At 64.6% G+C, this 16,518-nt stretch carries 16 protein-coding genes and 1 tRNA gene; 6 read left to right on the top strand and 11 right to left on the bottom strand.

All coding sequences use genetic code 11. From position 1 onward, the window contains the following. Positions 1-141 precede the first annotated feature (141 nt). From N511_RS0103345 to N511_RS0103335, 3 genes are all read right to left on the bottom strand, one after another. On the bottom strand, positions 142-474 hold the full coding sequence (locus tag N511_RS0103345; RefSeq protein WP_027677994.1) for a rhodanese-like domain-containing protein: 333 nt from the start codon (positions 472-474) through the stop codon (positions 142-144). A gap of 23 nt (positions 475-497) precedes the next feature. Continuing rightward, positions 498-1,148: a protein-L-isoaspartate O-methyltransferase family protein gene (locus N511_RS0103340; RefSeq protein ID WP_027677993.1), complete on the bottom strand. Its 651-nt coding sequence runs from the start codon at positions 1,146-1,148 to the stop codon at positions 498-500. 95 nt (positions 1,149-1,243) lie between these two features. After that, positions 1,244-2,011 (bottom strand): TetR/AcrR family transcriptional regulator, encoded by a 768-nt coding sequence (locus N511_RS0103335; protein ID WP_027677992.1) that lies wholly within the window; start codon positions 2,009-2,011, stop codon positions 1,244-1,246. Positions 2,012-2,167: 156 nt separating this feature from the next. On the opposite strand from N511_RS0103335, the gene N511_RS0103330 reads away from it, so the two are divergent. The 4 genes from N511_RS0103330 (at position 2,168) to N511_RS0103315 (ending at position 5,191) form a co-directional block, all read left to right on the top strand. Further along, positions 2,168-2,425 (top strand): YkgJ family cysteine cluster protein, encoded by a 258-nt coding sequence (locus tag N511_RS0103330; RefSeq protein ID WP_081785310.1) that lies wholly within the window; start codon positions 2,168-2,170, stop codon positions 2,423-2,425. A gap of 6 nt (positions 2,426-2,431) precedes the next feature. Next, positions 2,432-3,025, top strand: coding sequence for a DUF1439 domain-containing protein (locus tag N511_RS0103325; RefSeq protein WP_027677990.1), 594 nt, complete (start codon positions 2,432-2,434; stop codon positions 3,023-3,025). 52 nt (positions 3,026-3,077) lie between these two features. Further along, positions 3,078-3,959, top strand: coding sequence for an undecaprenyl-diphosphate phosphatase (locus N511_RS0103320; protein WP_027677989.1), 882 nt, complete (start codon positions 3,078-3,080; stop codon positions 3,957-3,959). 119 nt (positions 3,960-4,078) lie between these two features. Further along, positions 4,079-5,191: an NADH:flavin oxidoreductase/NADH oxidase gene (locus N511_RS0103315; RefSeq protein WP_027677988.1), complete on the top strand. Its 1,113-nt coding sequence runs from the start codon at positions 4,079-4,081 to the stop codon at positions 5,189-5,191. 25 nt (positions 5,192-5,216) lie between these two features. Here N511_RS0103315 and trmB read toward each other — a convergent pair whose 3' ends face one another. From trmB to N511_RS23670, 4 genes are all read right to left on the bottom strand, one after another. Beyond that, positions 5,217-5,990 carry a tRNA (guanosine(46)-N7)-methyltransferase TrmB gene (gene trmB, locus N511_RS0103310; RefSeq protein ID WP_027677987.1) on the bottom strand — a complete coding sequence of 258 codons (774 nt, stop codon included), beginning with the start codon at positions 5,988-5,990 and terminating at the stop codon, positions 5,217-5,219. 86 nt (positions 5,991-6,076) lie between these two features. Next, positions 6,077-6,150: transfer RNA gene (locus tag N511_RS0103305), tRNA-Gly, on the bottom strand. A 90-nt stretch (positions 6,151-6,240) separates the two neighbouring features. Continuing rightward, positions 6,241-6,891: a hypothetical protein gene (locus N511_RS25180; protein ID WP_155954013.1), complete on the bottom strand. Its 651-nt coding sequence runs from the start codon at positions 6,889-6,891 to the stop codon at positions 6,241-6,243. A gap of 352 nt (positions 6,892-7,243) precedes the next feature. Beyond that, positions 7,244-7,756, bottom strand: a complete 513-nt coding sequence (locus N511_RS23670; RefSeq protein ID WP_081785309.1) for an Lrp/AsnC family transcriptional regulator — start codon at positions 7,754-7,756, stop codon at positions 7,244-7,246. Between the two features lie 118 nt (positions 7,757-7,874). Between N511_RS23670 and N511_RS0103290 the strand changes: the two genes are divergently transcribed. After that, positions 7,875-8,801 (top strand): DMT family transporter, encoded by a 927-nt coding sequence (locus N511_RS0103290; protein WP_081785308.1) that lies wholly within the window; start codon positions 7,875-7,877, stop codon positions 8,799-8,801. Positions 8,802-8,832: 31 nt separating this feature from the next. Next, positions 8,833-10,038 carry an amino acid aminotransferase gene (locus tag N511_RS0103285; protein WP_027677984.1) on the top strand — a complete coding sequence of 402 codons (1,206 nt, stop codon included), beginning with the start codon at positions 8,833-8,835 and terminating at the stop codon, positions 10,036-10,038. 82 nt (positions 10,039-10,120) lie between these two features. Here N511_RS0103285 and N511_RS0103280 read toward each other — a convergent pair whose 3' ends face one another. The 4 genes from N511_RS0103280 to ubiD form a co-directional block, all read right to left on the bottom strand. Next, complete coding sequence (locus N511_RS0103280; RefSeq protein ID WP_027677983.1) at positions 10,121-10,834, bottom strand: hypothetical protein; 714 nt, start codon at positions 10,832-10,834, stop codon at positions 10,121-10,123. Positions 10,835-10,963: 129 nt separating this feature from the next. Beyond that, entirely contained in the window at positions 10,964-13,018 is a 2,055-nt protein-coding gene (locus tag N511_RS0103275) for an acetoacetate--CoA ligase (RefSeq protein ID WP_027677982.1), read from the bottom strand. An 80-nt stretch (positions 13,019-13,098) separates the two neighbouring features. Beyond that, entirely contained in the window at positions 13,099-14,610 is a 1,512-nt protein-coding gene (locus N511_RS0103270; protein WP_027677981.1) for an NAD-dependent succinate-semialdehyde dehydrogenase, read from the bottom strand. A gap of 129 nt (positions 14,611-14,739) precedes the next feature. After that, positions 14,740-16,251 carry a 4-hydroxy-3-polyprenylbenzoate decarboxylase gene (gene ubiD, locus N511_RS0103265; protein WP_027677980.1) on the bottom strand — a complete coding sequence of 504 codons (1,512 nt, stop codon included), beginning with the start codon at positions 16,249-16,251 and terminating at the stop codon, positions 14,740-14,742. Positions 16,252-16,518: the final 267 nt, after the last annotated feature.

Below are 16,518 nucleotides of genomic sequence, written 5' to 3'. Positions count from 1 at the left end.
GTACGGCTACTGCGAGCAACAGTCATAAAGCCCCCGAGCGAGGAGGAAACGTTCGCGTTCGGAAGGCAGCGCGGGCGCGTCAGACCCTGTTCAGTGCCTGTGGAGCGTGAACAGGGCTTTGCCCGGCGGCGGCTTCCCCAATCAGTACGTCGCCATCTGCGGGTCCACCTGGTTAGCCCAGGCATGGACGCCGCCTTGCAGGTTGTAGACGCGCGCAGCATCAAAGCCGGCACGTTGAATCAGAAACTGCGCAACCTGCGCGCTGCGCCCGCCGTGGTGGCAGATGCAGACGATGTCTTGGTCAGCATTCAGCTCGCTGGCACGCGCCGGGATCTGGTCCATCGGGATGTGCGTGATGCCGGGAATGGCACAGATTTCCACCTCCTCCGTCCAGCGCACGTCGAGCAGGACGGGCTTCGCGCGCGATGCGTCGGCGAGCCATTGGGCGAGGGCGGTGGGAGCGAGCTGCTGCATGGTGATTGGGGAGCCGAAAGGAATCAGAAGCGGAAGGCCGACGGTGCGGGAACGCCTACCAGCGGCGTCACATACGTCTCGAACAGGTTGCGCGTCTGATATTCGGTGTTGGAGATGCGCGTGATGAGCTGTGCTTCCATGACCGGCGCGCCGCCCACGAAGATCGAGAGGCGGCCTCCAACCTTGAGTTGCTTGAGCAGGGCTTCCGGCACGGCGGGCACCGAGCCCGACACGCAGATGACGTCGTAGACGCCGTCGCCCCAGCCTTGGGCGCCGCTGGCCTCGACCACGTCGACGTTGGTGACGCCGTTGCGCGAGAGATTGTCGCGGGCGAAGGCGACGAGTTCCGGCACGATGTCGAGCGTGGTGACCTGGCGGCCGCGATGGGCCAGCAGGGCGGCCATGTAGCCGGAGCCAGCGCCGACTTCCAGCACGTCTTCGTGCTTGCGCACGGCCAGCTCTTGCAGCACGCGAGCTTCAACGCGCGGCGCCAGCATGTTCTGGCCGCCGGCCAGCGGGATTTCCATGTCGACGAAGGCCAGCGCGCGGTAGGCCTCGGGCACGTAGTGTTCGCGCTTGACGACGCTGAGCAGGTCGAGAACGTCGGTATCGAGCACGTCCCAAGGACGGATTTGCTGCTCGATCATGTTGAACCGGGATTTTTCGATGTCCATGGGCATGCCTTCCACGCGGAGCGAGTGATGCAAATGAGGGTTTGACGACAAACCCGGCATTTTAGCAAGTCCGGAGGACATTCCGGCAGACGTTGTCATGACGACGCGCCTTCGTCGGGGTTGTTGGCGCGCTCTGGGAGCGTGCGCCACGGCTGTGCGGTGAGGGCGGGTGGAGGCGGAATCACAGCGCCCGTCGCCGGATTGCGCAGCACGCCATGCAGCAGCAGCGATACGACGTGGGCGATGAACGCCTTGGGTTCCAGCTCTCGGTGCGAGCAGGGGCCGAACGAATGCTTCCACATCATCAGGAAGATCATCGGCGCGACCATGGTCAGCGTGGTGAGATCGACGTTGACGTCGCGGAATTCGCCGCGGGCCATGCCGCGTTCGAGGATGCGCGCGAACAGGCGGTCGCAGCGGTCGATGACTTCTTCGTGGTAGTACTGCGCCAGGTCGGGAAAGTTGCCCGACTCGGCCATCAGCAGCTTGGTGAGACCCGAAGCCGGCGATTCGCCGATGAGTTCCCACCAGCCCATCAGAATCTCGTGCAGCAGCGCTTCGCTGGTGCCGTCAAAACTGTCGATCAGGGCCTCGCCCTCGGCCAGCGCGGGCACCAGGTTTTCCTGCACCACGGCCTTGAACAGCTCTTCCTTGTTGGCGAAGTACAGGTAGACCGTGCCCTTGGACACGCCGGCCGCCGACGCCACGTCTTCCAGCCGCGTGGCCGCATAGCCGCGCGCCACGAACAGGTTCAGCGCGGCGGCGACCAGTTCTTGGGGGCGGGCCTCTTTGCGGCGCGTCCAGCGTTTGGAGGAGGAGTCGGAATCTTGATCGGTCACGGCGGTAGGCGTCAGCCAGCGCACGAGGTCACTGACTCACAGATAACTTACTTTTCGGTCATTAATGTACGCATGCGGCAGGGGTGGGTCAAGCGGCTTCGGCACTGTCAATCGGACTGGGCCTCGATTGTGCTGGTGCACAATAGCGCTTTCCGCCCTGTTTTCACGCACTCGGAAAGCATGGACTGTCGACCTCATTGCGGCGCGTGCTGCATCGCGCCTTCCATTTCCAGCCCCATTCCTGGCATGCCGAACGGCAAGCCGGCCGGCGTGCGCTGTGCGCAACTGGATGAGACCAACGGCTGTCGTATCTTCGGCCAGCCGGAACGTCCGGCGGTCTGCAGCAGCTTGCAGCCCGAACCCGACATGTGCGGAGGCTCGGCCACGCACGCCATGCAGTTTTTGACCCGACTTGAAATCGCTACCGCAGCGCGTTGATTTGTCATGACCGATTCCACGAAACCTGCTGCCCGCTCCAACCGAATCCGCTGGTGGGCGGGTGCGGCCGCCGTTGCCGTGGCCATTGCCGTCACGCTGGTGGCTTGCATGCCGACCGGCTGGTCCGGCGACGGCTACACCTTTTCGCGCAGCCAGATGCAGGATGCGCTGGCGCGCAAGTTCCCGTTCCAGCGGCGCTTTCTCGGCTTCTTCGACGTGACGCTGTCGAACCCCCAGGTGTCGCTCGACCCGGCGCGAAATCGCATCGCGATCCAGGCAGATGCCGTGGTGCAGAGCGGGCTGTTCCGCCAGCCGCTGACGGGGCCGTTGGCGGTGTCCAGCGGCCTGCATTACGACGCCCCCACGCATTCGATTCGCCTGGATCAGCCGACTGTCGATCGCTTCGACCTGCAGAACGTGCCCGGCGGTATCGGCCCGCAAATCAGCTCGATCGGTTCGCTGATTGCCGGCCAGTTGCTCAACGACTACGCCGTCTACACGTTCAAGCCCGAACAGTTGAAAGTGGCTGGCATTGCCGTAGAGCCCGGTACAATCACGGTTTTGCCCGAAGGCGTGCACGTCCAGGCCAAGCGGCCCTGAGTTCTGCTGCACGCCCAGCGCTTCGTTTTCTTTTTCCCTCTTTGCTTACTGCATGGATATCGCACTCGCCATCAAAGCGCTGATTCTCGGCATCGTCGAAGGCCTGACCGAGTTCCTTCCCATTTCCAGTACCGGCCATCTGATCCTCGCTGGCCAGCTGCTCGACTTCAATGACGAAAAGGGCAAGATCTTCGAGATCGTGATCCAGTTCGGCGCCATCCTGGCGGTGTGCTGGGAATTCCGTCACAAGATCATCGACGTGATCAAGGGTCTGCCGAATGATCCGCGTCAGCAGCGCTTTGCGATCAACGTGATCGTGGCGACGATCCCCGCAATCACGCTTGCGCTGATTTTCGGCAAGGCGATCAAGGCGCATCTGTTCAACCCGATCGTGGTGGCGTCGGCGTTCATCCTCGGGGGCTTCGTGATCCTGTGGGCCGAATGGCGTGAGCGTCATCGCGGCGAGACGCATGACCCGCGCGCCAACGCGCTGCTCGAAGCCGCCAAGGCTGGCGCGCCGCGCATTGAAACGCTCGATGACCTGCGCATCTCCGACGCCATCAAGGTGGGCTTCGCGCAGTGCTTCGCGCTGATTCCGGGTACGTCGCGTTCGGGCTCGACCATCATCGGCGGCCTGCTGTTCGGCCTGTCGCGCAAGGTGGCGACGGAGTTCTCGTTCTTCCTGGCGATCCCCGTGATTTTTGGCGCGACGGTGTACGAGCTGTACAAGTCGCGCGCGCTGCTGTCGGCGGACGATCTGTCGATCTTCGCGGTGGGTTTTGTGGCCGCGTTCATCTCGGCGTTCTTCTGTGTGCGCTGGCTGCTGAAGTTCATCGCCACGCATGATTTCCGCGGCTTTGCGTGGTACCGGATCATCTTCGGCATCATCGTCCTGGTGACGGCCTATACGCACCTCATCGCCTGGCAGGCCTAAGCCACCGGCGAGCATTTCCCTTCCTCGGTGCGAGGCTTTCGCACCGTCTGCACGATCGGGCGGATTCGGACACACTGGCGGTTTCTTCCGTCAGCCGCTGACTGCCGAATCTCCCGATCATGAGTGCTCTCTTCCAGCCTTTCTCCCTGCGCGGTCTCACGCTTGAGAACCGCATCGTCATCTCGCCGATGTGCCAGTACTCGGCCGACAACGGCCAAGCCACGGCCTGGCATCACACGCATCTGGGCAGCCTGTCGCTGTCGGGTGCCGGGTTGCTGATGATCGAGGCGACCGCGGTGTCGCCGGAAGGTCGCATCACCAACGGCTGCCTGGGTTTGTGGGACGACGCGACCGAAGCTGCGCTTGAGCGCACGCTGGCTGCCATTCGGCAGAACGCGCTGGTGCCGATCGGCATGCAGATCGCGCACGCGGGCCGCAAGGCTTCGAGCGCTCGGCCTTGGGAAGGCGGCGCGTTGCTGGCGCTCGATGCTGGCGGCTGGGAAACGATCGGTCCGTCCGCGTTGCCGCAGCGCCCCGAAGAGCGCGCGCCCCGCGAAATGACCGATGCAGACCTGGCCCGCGTGCGCGATCAGTTCGTCGAGACTGCGCGCCGTGCTGTGCGCCTGGGGCTGTCCGCCATCGAACTGCACGCCGCACACGGTTATCTGCTGCACGAATTCCTGTCGCCGATTGCCAATCAGCGCACCGATGCCTACGGCGGTTCGCGTGAGAACCGCATGCGCTATCCGCTGGAGATTTTTGATGCGGTGCGCGCCGTCGTGCCGGACAACATCCCGGTGGGCGTGCGCGTGTCGGCCACCGATTGGGTCGAGGGCGGCTGGACGCCGGAAGATTCGGTGGTCTTTGCGCAGGCGCTGCGTGCGCGCGGCTGCGATTGGATCGATGCGTCGTCGGGCGGTGTGTCGCCGCTGCAGCAGATTCCGTTATCGACCGGCTACCAGGTGCCGTTTGCCGAGAAGATCCGAAACGAGGCTGACATCCCGACCATCGCCGTCGGCCTCATCAACGAGGCGCATGAGGCGGCGGCCATCGTCGCGCAAGGGCGTGCGGACTTGGTCGCTGTCGGCCGGGCGTTCCTCTACAACCCGCACTGGGCTTGGGCCGCCGCCGCTGAGCTGGGCGCGACGGTCAAGGCGCCGCCGCAATACTGGCGCGCCTTCCCGCGCCACGCCAAGAACCTCTTCGGCGATACGCATTTCGGCGCACGCTGACGCGCGCCAGCGTGCGCGGACGTGGTCAGGCCCGCTTGCGGAAGACCACGTCCCACACGCCGTGCCCGAGGCGCAGGCCACGCTTCTCGAACTTGGTGACGGGGCGATAGTCCGGGCGCGGCGCGAAGCCGTCGGCCGTGTTTTCCAGCGTCGGTTCGGCGGACAGCACTTCCAGCATCTGGTGGGCGTATTCCTCCCAGTCCGTCGCGCAATGCAGATAGCCGCCCGGCTTGAGGTGCGCGGCCAGGCGAGCGACGAATGGGCTCTGGATCAGGCGCCGCTTGTTGTGGCGCTTCTTGTGCCACGGGTCCGGGAAGAACACATGGATGCCATCGAGCGTGCCTTCCGGAATCATGTGGGCCAGCACTTCCACGGCATCGTGCGAAACGATGCGGATGTTGCCGATCTCGCGTTCGCCGATGAGCTTGAGCAGCGCACCGACGCCCGGCTCATGCACTTCCACGCCGAGGAAATCGTCGTCCGGACGCAATTGCGCGATGTGGGCCGTGGTCTCGCCCATGCCGAAGCCAATCTCGAAGATGCGCTTGGCGCCGGCGCGGCCGAAGGCGGCGTCCCAATCCAAGGGCTCGGCAGCGTAAGGCAGCAGGAAGCGCGGGCCGAGTTCGTCGATGGCGCGCTGCTGACCGGTAGACGTGCGGCCAGCGCGGCGGACGAACGAGCGGATGCGGCGCGGGTGGCCGGTTTCCGCGCCCGTCTCGGCGCCCTCCGCAGTATGGGTGTCTTGCGATTCCGGCGTGATGTCGTCGGGGCCGGTGCCCGGCTGTTCGATGGGCTGCATGGAGATCCCGTGCCGGTTGCTCGTCGATGGAGCGACGGGCGCGCAGGCAACAAAAAAGCCGCCGAGGGCGGCTTCAGACAGTTCGGTGGAGCGGGCGATGGGAATCGAACCCACGGCTCTAGCTTGGGAAGCTAGGGTATTACCATTATACGACGCCCGCGTAGCCCGACATTTTATGCGGGGTTGTGGCGGTTGGGCAAGCGAGCGGCAAAAGCGGGCGTGAAAAGTGCCACTACCGCCGCATTCGCTGCTATTGCGATGAACTCGCTTGGCGGGTTGCTGCGATGAATGCCTTGGTTGCTCCAAGCAGCTCTTCTGTCGTGATCTTGTCCAGGGCATTAATGGCTTTGGGAAGGTCCTGCTTCAAGCCGGCGTAGGTGGGATAGCTGGATTCATCGAAGGTCTTCCAGTATCGGATGCCTTTTCGGAAGATCGGCTTGAGCGAGGCGCTGTCGAAGACAGTGATCGAACCGATGACTTCTCGTCGGTACGAGTTCAGCGGGCCTGGTGCTTTGTAACCGGGTTGTAGCGCGATCACCATGATTGCGTCGGCGCCACGGTAAGGGTTGCCAGTCATGATCGGCAGATAACCATCAAGCTTCAGCTTGGGCGCCCCATCCTGAGCTAGGTCCACTTCAGAGACGGAAAAGCTGCCGTTGCTCAACTCTGTCTTGACGGTATCGAGTGCATCTTGTGATGGCAGTCTTCCTCCGCGGCTTTCGATGGCGAGCTTGTTGAATTCGTCAGTACTATTTTTTGCGCCAGAGTTCAGCGTGCCTGAAACCGCACCGCTAGCGATATTTGCGATCGCTCCTGCGCCAGGAAACAAGACCGTCGGGGCCGCGCCAGTCGTCGTGTAGTAGGAGACGTTAAGCGGCGTGGCAATGGCGATGGTCTTCACGGAGCGCAGCCTGTCGGCATTTGCCGGGCCGACGCCGGAGGAGGTAGGCGCGGCGCATCCCGAGAAAAGCGCTGTGGTCCCAATGACGGTCAGGAGAGTTCTTAGCATTGTGCGTGGACATGTTCTTCTAGTGAATACTCGAAGATGCTTTCGGCGTTGCCATATCAATCTTGAGCGTTTCCCCACCAGAGTAGGGCCTAGTCACCGTGTTCCATGCGGGAGGGCACGTCGACCCTTGCAATTGCGCGCCGCAACACGGCACGTGCAAGGGAGCGGCATCATAGGCGTTTGACCGGGAGGCGGATTGTCTGCTTGGCCCTCGCGGTTACTGCCGTATCGCTGCATACCCCGCTCAAGCTGTTGAGCTTGGAGATTTTCCACGCCGCCGCACCGAACTCCTTTTGTTCTCATCCCACGCCGGAAACACCGTCGACCGCTTGACCACGCCATACGCAAAGCTCGTGTCGATGGCGGCGATGCCCGGGATGGCATGCAATTGCCCACGCACGAACTGCTCGTAGTCCTGCAGGCTTTCCACCAGCACGCGCAGCAGGTAATCCGCCTCGCCGGTCAGCACGTAGCAATCGAGGATCGCGTCGATGGCGCGGATGCGGTTCTCGAACGTCGAGACCACCTCCCGCGAGTGCTGCTGCAGACGAATATGCACGAATGCCGTCACCGGCAGCCCGTATGCCTCTTCATCGACGATGGCCGTGTAGCCGCGGATGATGCCTGCCTCTTCCAGCAACCGCAGCCGGCGCAGGCACGGTGAGGGCGACAGGTTCACCCGCTCCGACAGCTCCTGGTTGGTCAAGCGGCCTTCCTTCTGAAGGGCGGCAATGATTTGCCTGTCTTTCTTATCCATGTGATTTTTCCAGAGGGGCAGGTTCTGCCAAATTGACTATCAGCATTGGTGGAAATAGCAAGATACTACTTTTCATACTGCGGCATTCTGTCTCCATTCTGAAATCGAGGGTGGCAGCATGCGTGGTTCGACATGGGCAGTGGGCGTGGGCGCGCAGGCGGGGCGACATGCCTTCCAGGCCAACCCGCTGATCGGGTATGCGGCGATGGTGCTGACGGTGCTGATCTGGGCCGGGTTTGCGCTGTCGATCCGGGCAATTGGCGCGTCGCCGTTGGCGCCTGCCGACGTGGCGCTCATCCGATTCGGCCTGCCGACCTTGTTGCTGTTGCCGTTCCTGCCCTCCCGCTGGCCGATGCTGCGGCGGGTGAAGCCGCTCAGCGCGCTGATGGTGTTGGTGGGCGGCGGTGTGCCGTTCTTCTTCATGGCTTCAGCCGGCGGCAAGGTGACATCGGCCGCCCACGTGGCTGCGTTGATTGCGGGTACGACGCCGCTGTCGGTGGCGCTGATCGCGTATGTGGTGGACCGCCAGCGCATCGCGGCGGCACGCGGGCGCGCCATCGCGATCATCCTCGCTGGCGTGCTGCTCCTGTTGGTCTCGCAATCGCACGTCTCGCATGGCGCGTTTGTGGCCGGCGCCGGATTGCTGTTGCTGGCGAGTCTGCTCTGGGGCAGCTACACGCTGGGGCTGCGCCGGGCGGGGCTCGATGCCATCGGCTGCGCATTGCTGCTGAGCGTGCCGTCCTTCTTGCTGACGGCGCTGCTGGTGGGCCTGGGCGTGGTCGACAGCCATGCCGGGCATTTCACCGTGGCCAACGCCATGCCTTTCCTGCTGGCCCAGGGCTTGGGGGTTGGCGTGGTTTCCAGCCTGTCCTACGCGCTGGCGATTCGTCATCTGGATACGCCGCGCTGTTCCGCCATTGGCTCGCTGGCGCCTGCGCTGGCCTGCCTCGGGGCGGTGCCGTTGCTCGGTGAATCGCTGACGCTGACCGTTGCCTGCGGCATTGCCGTGATCACCGCTGGCGTGATCCTCGCAAACCGCGCGTAGACCATCGCATTGTTCTTCCGGAGACCACACCATGCTCGCAAGCCTCGCCACCGTTGCCCCGGACCCGCTGTGGGGCCTGACCGCTGCTTTCCGTGCGGACCCTCGGCCCGACAAGGTCGATCTTGTCGTGGGTGTCTACCGCGATGACGCCGGGCAGACGCCGGTCATGTCTGCGGTGAAGGCTGCGGAGGAGCGCCTGGCCGCTGCCGGTGCCTCCAAGGCCTACCGCGGCTTGGCCGGCAATACCGAGTTCAATGCCGCGTTGGCGACGCTGCTGCTTGGCAACGACGCGGGGCGCCTGGCGCGCCAGCACACCATGCAGACCGTGGGCGGGACGGGCGCGCTCCGGTTGCTCGCCGACTTCATCGCCGTGGCTTCACCCGGCGCTCGCGTCTGGGTGTCCGACCCCGGCTACGTCAACCACGTGCCCATCATGCGCGCGGCGGGGCTTGCGGTAGACCGCTACCGCTGGCGTGCCGAGGGCGGGGTGCTTGATGCGGATGCCATGTTCGCAGACCTGTGGGCCGCGCGTGCGGGCGACGTTGTGCTGCTGCATGGTTGCTGCCACAACCCGACCGGCATCGACATGGATATCGAGGTCTGGCAAAGCGTGGCGGAGCGCTGCGCGAAGCAGGGTCTGATCCCGCTCGTCGACATGGCGTATCTGGGCCTGGCCGATGGTCTGGTGCAGGACACCGCGGGCCTGCGGTTGGTGGCCGATGCGCTCGACACGGTGCTCGTCGCGGCAAGCTGCTCGAAGAGCATGGGCCTGTACTGCGAACGCACCGGCGCCGCCATGGTGATCGGCAAGAACGCGGTAGCCCTGCAGCCGGTTGGCGGCGTGCTGGAGCGCATCACGCGAAGCAACTATTCGATGCCGCCCGACCACGGCGCTGCCATCGTGGCGGCCATCCTTGGCGATGCCGCATTGACGGCCTGCTGGCGGGACGAGCTGGAGCACATGCGTCAGCGTATCGTTGGCAACCGACGGCGCCTTGATGACGCACTGGCGGGTCTCGGCGCCCCCGTTGCGCTTCAGAATCTGTCGCGGCACAAGGGCATGTTCTCGATGCTGCCGTTGGGCGCCGATGCCATGGAGCGCTTGCGCACAGACCACGCCATCTATGGCACCCAGGGTGGTCGGATCAATATTGCCGGGCTCGCACCGGCGCAGATTGACCGCGTGGCCGGCGCGCTCGTCGCCGTGGCTTCCGACATGGCCTGTGCATTGGCCTGAACGACCTGGGACTTCGCTTTGAACCCGGGCAGCGCGCTCTGCACTGTCCGGAAGCAGGCCACGCTTACATCGGCGCCGTTGCCTAACGCCGCAGCGCCATCGCCTGCATGGCTGCATCCACGAACTTCGCAGCGGCGCGTTCGCCGGCCGTCGGGGCCGCGGCTTTGGCGCACGCGGCAACCACGTCGCACAGCGATTGCGGATCTTCCTTGCAGGCGCGCAGCAGCGGCATGGCGGCGCCGGCAGCCGAGCCAAAGTGCTGCACCGCCAACCGCATCAACTCGACCTTGACCACATTGGGCAACACGTCGGCCAACTCCGGCGGCACGGCCGGCTGCGGGGCGGAAGACGCCTGGACGGGCGCCACTTGCGGCAGCATGGCGTCGTTGGCTGCAGGCTCGTCGATGGGCGCTGCAGCCGTTTGCAGGCCGAGCGTCATGCCCGTCAGCGGCGGCAGTTCGTCGTAGATGAGCGACAGGGCGGCAGGGACGCTGTCGCTGTCATCGTCCAGCAAGGGACGGTTGAAGTGTGCGATGGGGTCGAAGGGGGCGGCACCGGCTGCGTTTTCATGTGAGAGGCCCGGAAGCACGTCGACCATGCCGGCCCGTTGCAGCCCCAGCAGCAGTTCGTCGAGGTCCGACCAGTCGCTCAGCAGTTGATGCAGTTGCCCGACCGTGCGGGCACCGTCGATGAGGATCAGCAGATGGCGCTGGCGCATCTGCATGTCGTGGCGGCGCTGGGCCAAGGCCTCGCGGCCGTCCTCCGTCTTGATCAGGACGTTCGTCGTTACAAGCATGGTGACTCCCCGTTAAGCAACTCGCCCGGCATCTTGATGTGCCGGTGCAAGCTGTACGTTAGTCATCACATCCGAGCCTTGCCATCGTTCGATTGGCGGAGATTGTGAAACCTGGGACGAACGATCGGTCTAGCTCCGCCACGATTCCAATGCGGGCGCGGTCTCGCCGTGCGCGCCGCCTTGCCGAACCAGCGACCCGGCGTAGTTCGCATACCACGCCAGCACGTCCGGATTGGCCATCGCATCAGGGTTTGCGACGCGCTCGACTGGGGCGCCAAGCAGCAGTTTCTTGATGGGGACTTCCATCTTCTTGCCCGACAGCGTGCGCGGCACGCCCGGCGCCTGTACGACCACGTTAGGCACATGCCGGGCCGACAGGCCCGCCTTGATGCGTGCATTGATCGTGCTGCGCAGCGTATCGTCGAGCGTCACGCCTTCGCGCAGCACGACGAACAGCGGCATGAACGATTCACGGCCAAGGAATTCCAGATCGACGACGAGGCTATCAAGCACTTCCGGCAGATCTTCGACCACGCGGTACAGCTCGGCTGTGCCCATGCGGATGCCGTGGCGATTGATGGTCGCGTCGGACCGGCCGTAGATGATGGCGCCGCCGCGCAGGGTGATCTTGATCCAGTCGCCGTGGCGCCACTGGCCCGGGTACATGTCGAAGTAGCTGTCGCGGTAGCGGCTGCCGTCGGTATCGCCCCAGAAGAAAAGCGGCATCGACGGAATGGGCGCGGTGCAGACCAGCTCGCCCACCGCATCGATCAGCGGCTGGCCAGCCTCGTCCAGCGCTTCCACGCGCGAGCCGAGGTTGCGGCATTGCATCTCACCCGCATAGACGGGCAGTGTGGCGACGCCGCCTACGAAGCAGCCTGCGAAGTCCGTGCCGCCGGAAATCGGATTGAGCCAGACGTCGGCTTTGACGTGGCGGTAGATCCAGTCGTACGCCTCGGCGGAGAGCGGCGAACCGGTCGAGCCGACCGCACGCAGCTTCGACAGGTCGAAATCGCGACCGGGCTCGATGCCGGCCTTCAGGCAATTGGCGAAGAATGCCGCGCCGGCGCCAAAGAAGGTCACGCCCGCATCCTGCGCGAAACGCCACAGCCTATTGAGATCGGGCGTACCGGGGTTGCCGTCGTAGATGGCGAGCGTGACGCCGCCGAGCAGGCCGCTCGCCTGCGAATTCCACATGACCCAGCCGGTGCTGCTGTACCAGTGGTAGACGTCGTCGGGGCCGAGGTCGAGATGCAGCGCGCCCATCATCGTCTGCACGAGCAGCAAGCCGCCGTGGCCGTGCACGATCGGCTTGGGCATGCCGGTGGTGCCGGACGAATAGAGAATCCACAGCGGGTGGTCGGCGGCGACGGGCGTGACGACGAGTGGTACGTCGTTCGCTGTGAGGTCGCGCCAGTCGCGGGCTTGCGGGAAGCGCGCGCGGTTGACCTCGCCAAGCAACTGCGGCACGACGACGAGATGTTCGACGGTTGGCAGCGCGGCGACCATCTCTTCGACCACGTCGGTGCGGTCGAATGCGCGGCCGCCATAGTGATAGCCGTCCACCGCGATCAGCACCTTGGGCTCGATCTGCCGGAAGCGGTCGGTCACGGCCACCTGGCCCATGTCGGGCGCGCAGACGGACCAGATGGCTCCGACGCTGGCGGTGGCGAGAAACGCCACAATCGCGTCCGGCGTATTCGACAGATACGCGGCCACGCGGTCGCCCGGCACCACGCCCATCTTGCGCAGCGCATCCGCCAGCGAGGCAACGCGTTGGCGCAGTTCGCGCCATGACAGGTCGGCCAGCGGTTTGGTCTCGCTGGCGTAGCGGATGGCGGTGCGGTCGGGGCTGCCGCCTTCCTCCACATGACGCATGACCTGATCGACGTAGTTCAGCTTGGCGCCGACCAGCCATTGCGCACCCGGCATGGTGCGGTCGCCCAGCATCTGCGTGAACGGTGTCGAGGCGCGCAGGTCGAGGTAGTCCCAGACGGACGTCCAGAACGCCTCCAGCTCAGTGGTGGACCAGTCCCAGAGTTGCGCGTAGCCCCCGGGCGTGGTGGCCGAGAAGCGCAGCCCGCGTTCGCGCGCAAGCCAGTCGAGGTAATGCGTCAGGCGCGCGCGTGCGATGAAGTCAGCTGATGGCGTCCACAGCAGGGCGCCTTCCTGGATGGTGCTCATGTGTCTCCTCCGCCGGTCAGGCAAGGGGGAAGGCCGCCCGCTCTATCGATGTGGCAGGTCGGCCAAGGGGGGATGGCGTTTCAGATGCCGCCCATGCACAGATACTTGAGTTCGAGATACTCGTCGATGCCGTAGACCGAACCTTCGCGGCCCAGGCCCGATTGCTTGATGCCGCCAAACGGCGCGACCTCGTTCGAGATCAGCCCCGTGTTGATGCCGACCATGCCGTATTCGAGCTGCTCGGCCACGCGCCAGATGCGGCCGATGTCGCGGCTGAAGAAGTACGACGCCAGGCCAAATTCGGTGTCGTTGGCCAGGCGCACGACTTCCGCTTCGTCCTGGAACTTGAAGATCGCGGAGACTGGGCCGAAGGTTTCTTCGCGCGCGATCAGCATGTCGGGCGTGGCGTCCGCCAGCACCGTGGGCTCGACAAAACGCTGCGAACCGAAGCCCTGCATCAGCTTGCCGCCGGCGGTCAGGCGTGCGCCTTTCTGCGTCGCGTCGTCAATGTGGCGCTGCACTTTCTCCACGGCCTGATCGTCGATCAGCGGGCCTTGCACCACGCCCGACTCGAAGCCGTTGCCGACCTTGATGCCGCGCACCTTGGCCGAGAGCTTCTCGACAAACGTGTCGTACACCGAGGCATGCACGTAGAAGCGGTTCGTACACACGCACGTCTGGCCGGCGTTGCGGTACTTCGACTGCACCGCGCCCTCCACGGCGGCATCGATATCGGCGTCGTCGAACACGATGAACGGCGCATGGCCGCCCAGCTCCAGCGCCACCTTCTTCACCGTCGGCGAGCACTGCTGCATCAGGATGCGGCCCACCGGCGTCGAGCCCGTGAACGACAGATGCCGCACGATCGGCGATTCGCACAAGGCCTTGCCGATGGCGATCGAGCGATCCGCGTCACCCGTCACGACGTTGACGACGCCCTTCGGAATGCCCGCGCGGTGCGCCAGTTCGGCCATCGCGAGCGCGGACAGCGGCGTTTGCTCGGCCGGCTTGATGACGATGGTGCAGCCTGCCGCCATGGCCGGTGCGACCTTGCGGGTGATCATCGCCAGCGGGAAGTTCCACGGCGTGATGGACGCGCACACGCCCACCGGCTGCTTCAACACGACCATGCGCTTGTCGCGCCAGGTGCTGGCCATCACGTCGCCGGAGACCCGCTTGGCCTCTTCGGCAAACCATTCGATGAACGACGCGCCGTAGACAATTTCGCCCTTGGCTTCGGCCAGCGGCTTGCCTTGTTCAGCGGTCATCAGCGCGGCGAGGTCGTCGGCGTTGGCGATCAGCAGGTCGAACCAGCGGCGCATCAGGCCAGCGCGCTCTTTGCCGGTCAGCTCCCGCCATGCGGGCCACGCCGCATTGGCCGCGTCGATGGCGCGCAGCGTTTCTGCGTGGCCGAGATTGGCAACATCGGTCAGGTGTGCGTTGGTGGCAGGGTCGTAGACGGGGAAGGTCGCGCCGTCTGCCGCGCCCACCCAGGCCCCGTCGACATAGGACTGCGTTTTGACGAGAGTGCGGTCTGTGATGCGCTCCAGCGCGTTGGCGGCGGTGCGGGATGCGTCGAGTGCTTCGGCCATGGCGTTCTCCATAAGGAAGGCGGGCCCAGTAGACAAAGAGGGCCCGCCTTTTAGATGCAGCAGTCGCTTAACTCGCTAAGAATAACCGAACGATCGTTCGCTCGCAGGCCAGGCCGCCAAGCCTTGTGGTTATTGGAAGAGCGTGTCCCACATGGCGTCGACGCGGGCTTTGACAGCGGTATCCATGACGATGGGCTGGCCCCATTCGCGCGTGGTTTCGCCGGGCCATTTGTTGGTGGCGTCGATGCCCATCTTGGAGCCCAGGCCTGACACCGGGGACGCGAAATCGAGGTAGTCGATCGGCGTGTTCTCGACCATGACCGTGTCGCGCGCCGGATCCACGCGCGTGGTGATTGCCCAGATCACTTCCTTCCAGTCGCGCAGGTTCACGTCGTCGTCCACCACCACGATGAACTTCGTATACATGAACTGCCGCAGGAAGCTCCACACGCCAAACATCACGCGCTTGGCGTGGCCGGCGTATTGCTTCTTCATGCTGACCAGCGCCATGCGATAGCTGCAGCCTTCGGGTGGCAGGTAGAAATCGGCAATCTCCGGAAACTGCTTCTGCAGCAGCGGCACGAACACTTCATTGAGCGCCACGCCCAGCACGGCCGGCTCATCGGGCGGCTTGCCTGTATACGTCGAGTGATAGATCGGGTCGCGGCGCATCGTGATGCGCTCGACCGTGAACACGGGGAACCAGTCCTGCTCGTTGTAATAGCCGGTGTGATCGCCGAAGGGGCCTTCGAGCGCGTGCTGGTAGCCGCTCGGGTGCGTTGGATCCGGCTGGATGTGGCCTTCGAGGATGATCTCAGCGCCGGCCGGCACCTGCAGTTGTGCCTGCGCCAGCGAAGGCGTCAGACAGGTCGCAAGCTCGGTCCGGCTGCCGCGCAGCAGCCCCGCAAACTGGTACTCAGATAGCGTATCCGGCACCGGGGTCACCGCGCCGAGAATAGTAGCCGGGTCGGCGCCCAGCGCCACCGCAATCGGAAACGGCTGGCCCGGATTCGCGATGGCGTGCTCGCGGAAATCCAGCGCGCCGCCCCGGTGCGCCAGCCAACGCATGATGACCTGGTTGCGACTGATGACCTGCTGCCGGTAGATACCCAGGTTCTGCCGCTTCTTGTGCGGCCCGCGCGTGATGACCAGCCCCCATGTGACGAGCGGCGCCGCATCGCCGGGCCAGCACGTCTGTACGGGAATGCGCGAGAGATCAACGTCATTCCCTTCCCACACGATCTCCTGGCACGCCGGCGACGACACCTTGCGCGGTGCCATATCCCACACGGCCTTGGCCATCGTCCACAACTTGCCGGCTTCACGCAGCCCGCGCGGCGGTTCGGGCTCCTTCAACGCCGAGAGCAGGCGACCGACGTCCCGCAGTTCATCGAGCGACTCCGCGCCCATGCCAAGCGCCACGCGACGGGTGGTGCCAAACAGGTTAGCCAGCACCGGCATGTCGTACTTCTGCGCGCCGTCCACTGGTTGCTCAAAGACGACCGCCGGGCCTTCGGAGCGCAGCAGGCGGTCACAGACTTCGGTCATTTCCAGGCGCGGCGACACCGGCTGGCGCACGCGGCGCAGTTCGCCCGTGCGCTCGAGCTGGGCGAGAAAGTCACGTAAGTCCCTGTATTGCATGGAGATTTTGTAACCAAAGGTAAGGTGGATCGCCTATCACGCCGAGGGTCTGGCCCGCCGAATGGTCGTCGGGGCGACATTTTTTTGGTGTAGGCAGGGTGGCCGCGATTGTACGGCCAAAACCCCATGGCCCCCTGATGACAGAACGCATCGCAGGTCAGCTAGTCCCAACAACGGACGCCTTATCATAACTTTTTGATATGAAAACTTACTTCTTTATGATTGACTTGGCATAACGCGCTTCCTACAATCCAATCCGATCTGGTA

It is taken from the genome of Ralstonia sp. UNC404CL21Col, assembly GCF_000620465.1.
Taxonomy (GTDB): Bacteria; Pseudomonadota; Gammaproteobacteria; order Burkholderiales; family Burkholderiaceae; genus Ralstonia; species Ralstonia flatus.
The sequence above is the reverse complement of the archived record's forward strand: the minus strand, read 5'-3'. Positions and strand labels throughout refer to the sequence as shown.

Bases quoted from the DNA above. Each gene is read 5' to 3' on its own strand.
- N511_RS0103345 (WP_027677994.1), bottom strand. From the start codon at position 474: ATGCAGCAGCTCGCTCCCACCGCCCTCGCCCAATGGCTCGCCGACGCA.
- N511_RS0103340 (WP_027677993.1), bottom strand. From the start codon at position 1,148: ATGGACATCGAAAAATCCCGGTTCAACATGATCGAGCAGCAAATCCGT.
- N511_RS0103330 (WP_081785310.1), top strand. From the start codon at position 2,168: ATGGACTGTCGACCTCATTGCGGCGCGTGCTGCATCGCGCCTTCCATT.
- N511_RS0103325 (WP_027677990.1), top strand. From the start codon at position 2,432: ATGACCGATTCCACGAAACCTGCTGCCCGCTCCAACCGAATCCGCTGG.
- N511_RS0103320 (WP_027677989.1), top strand. From the start codon at position 3,078: ATGGATATCGCACTCGCCATCAAAGCGCTGATTCTCGGCATCGTCGAA.
- N511_RS0103315 (WP_027677988.1), top strand. From the start codon at position 4,079: ATGAGTGCTCTCTTCCAGCCTTTCTCCCTGCGCGGTCTCACGCTTGAG.
- trmB (WP_027677987.1), bottom strand. From the start codon at position 5,990: ATGCAGCCCATCGAACAGCCGGGCACCGGCCCCGACGACATCACGCCG.
- N511_RS23670 (WP_081785309.1), bottom strand. From the start codon at position 7,756: ATGGATAAGAAAGACAGGCAAATCATTGCCGCCCTTCAGAAGGAAGGC.
- N511_RS0103290 (WP_081785308.1), top strand. From the start codon at position 7,875: ATGCGTGGTTCGACATGGGCAGTGGGCGTGGGCGCGCAGGCGGGGCGA.
- N511_RS0103285 (WP_027677984.1), top strand. From the start codon at position 8,833: ATGCTCGCAAGCCTCGCCACCGTTGCCCCGGACCCGCTGTGGGGCCTG.
- N511_RS0103280 (WP_027677983.1), bottom strand. From the start codon at position 10,834: ATGCTTGTAACGACGAACGTCCTGATCAAGACGGAGGACGGCCGCGAG.
- N511_RS0103275 (WP_027677982.1), bottom strand. From the start codon at position 13,018: ATGAGCACCATCCAGGAAGGCGCCCTGCTGTGGACGCCATCAGCTGAC.
- N511_RS0103270 (WP_027677981.1), bottom strand. From the start codon at position 14,610: ATGGCCGAAGCACTCGACGCATCCCGCACCGCCGCCAACGCGCTGGAG.
- ubiD (WP_027677980.1), bottom strand. From the start codon at position 16,251: ATGCAATACAGGGACTTACGTGACTTTCTCGCCCAGCTCGAGCGCACG.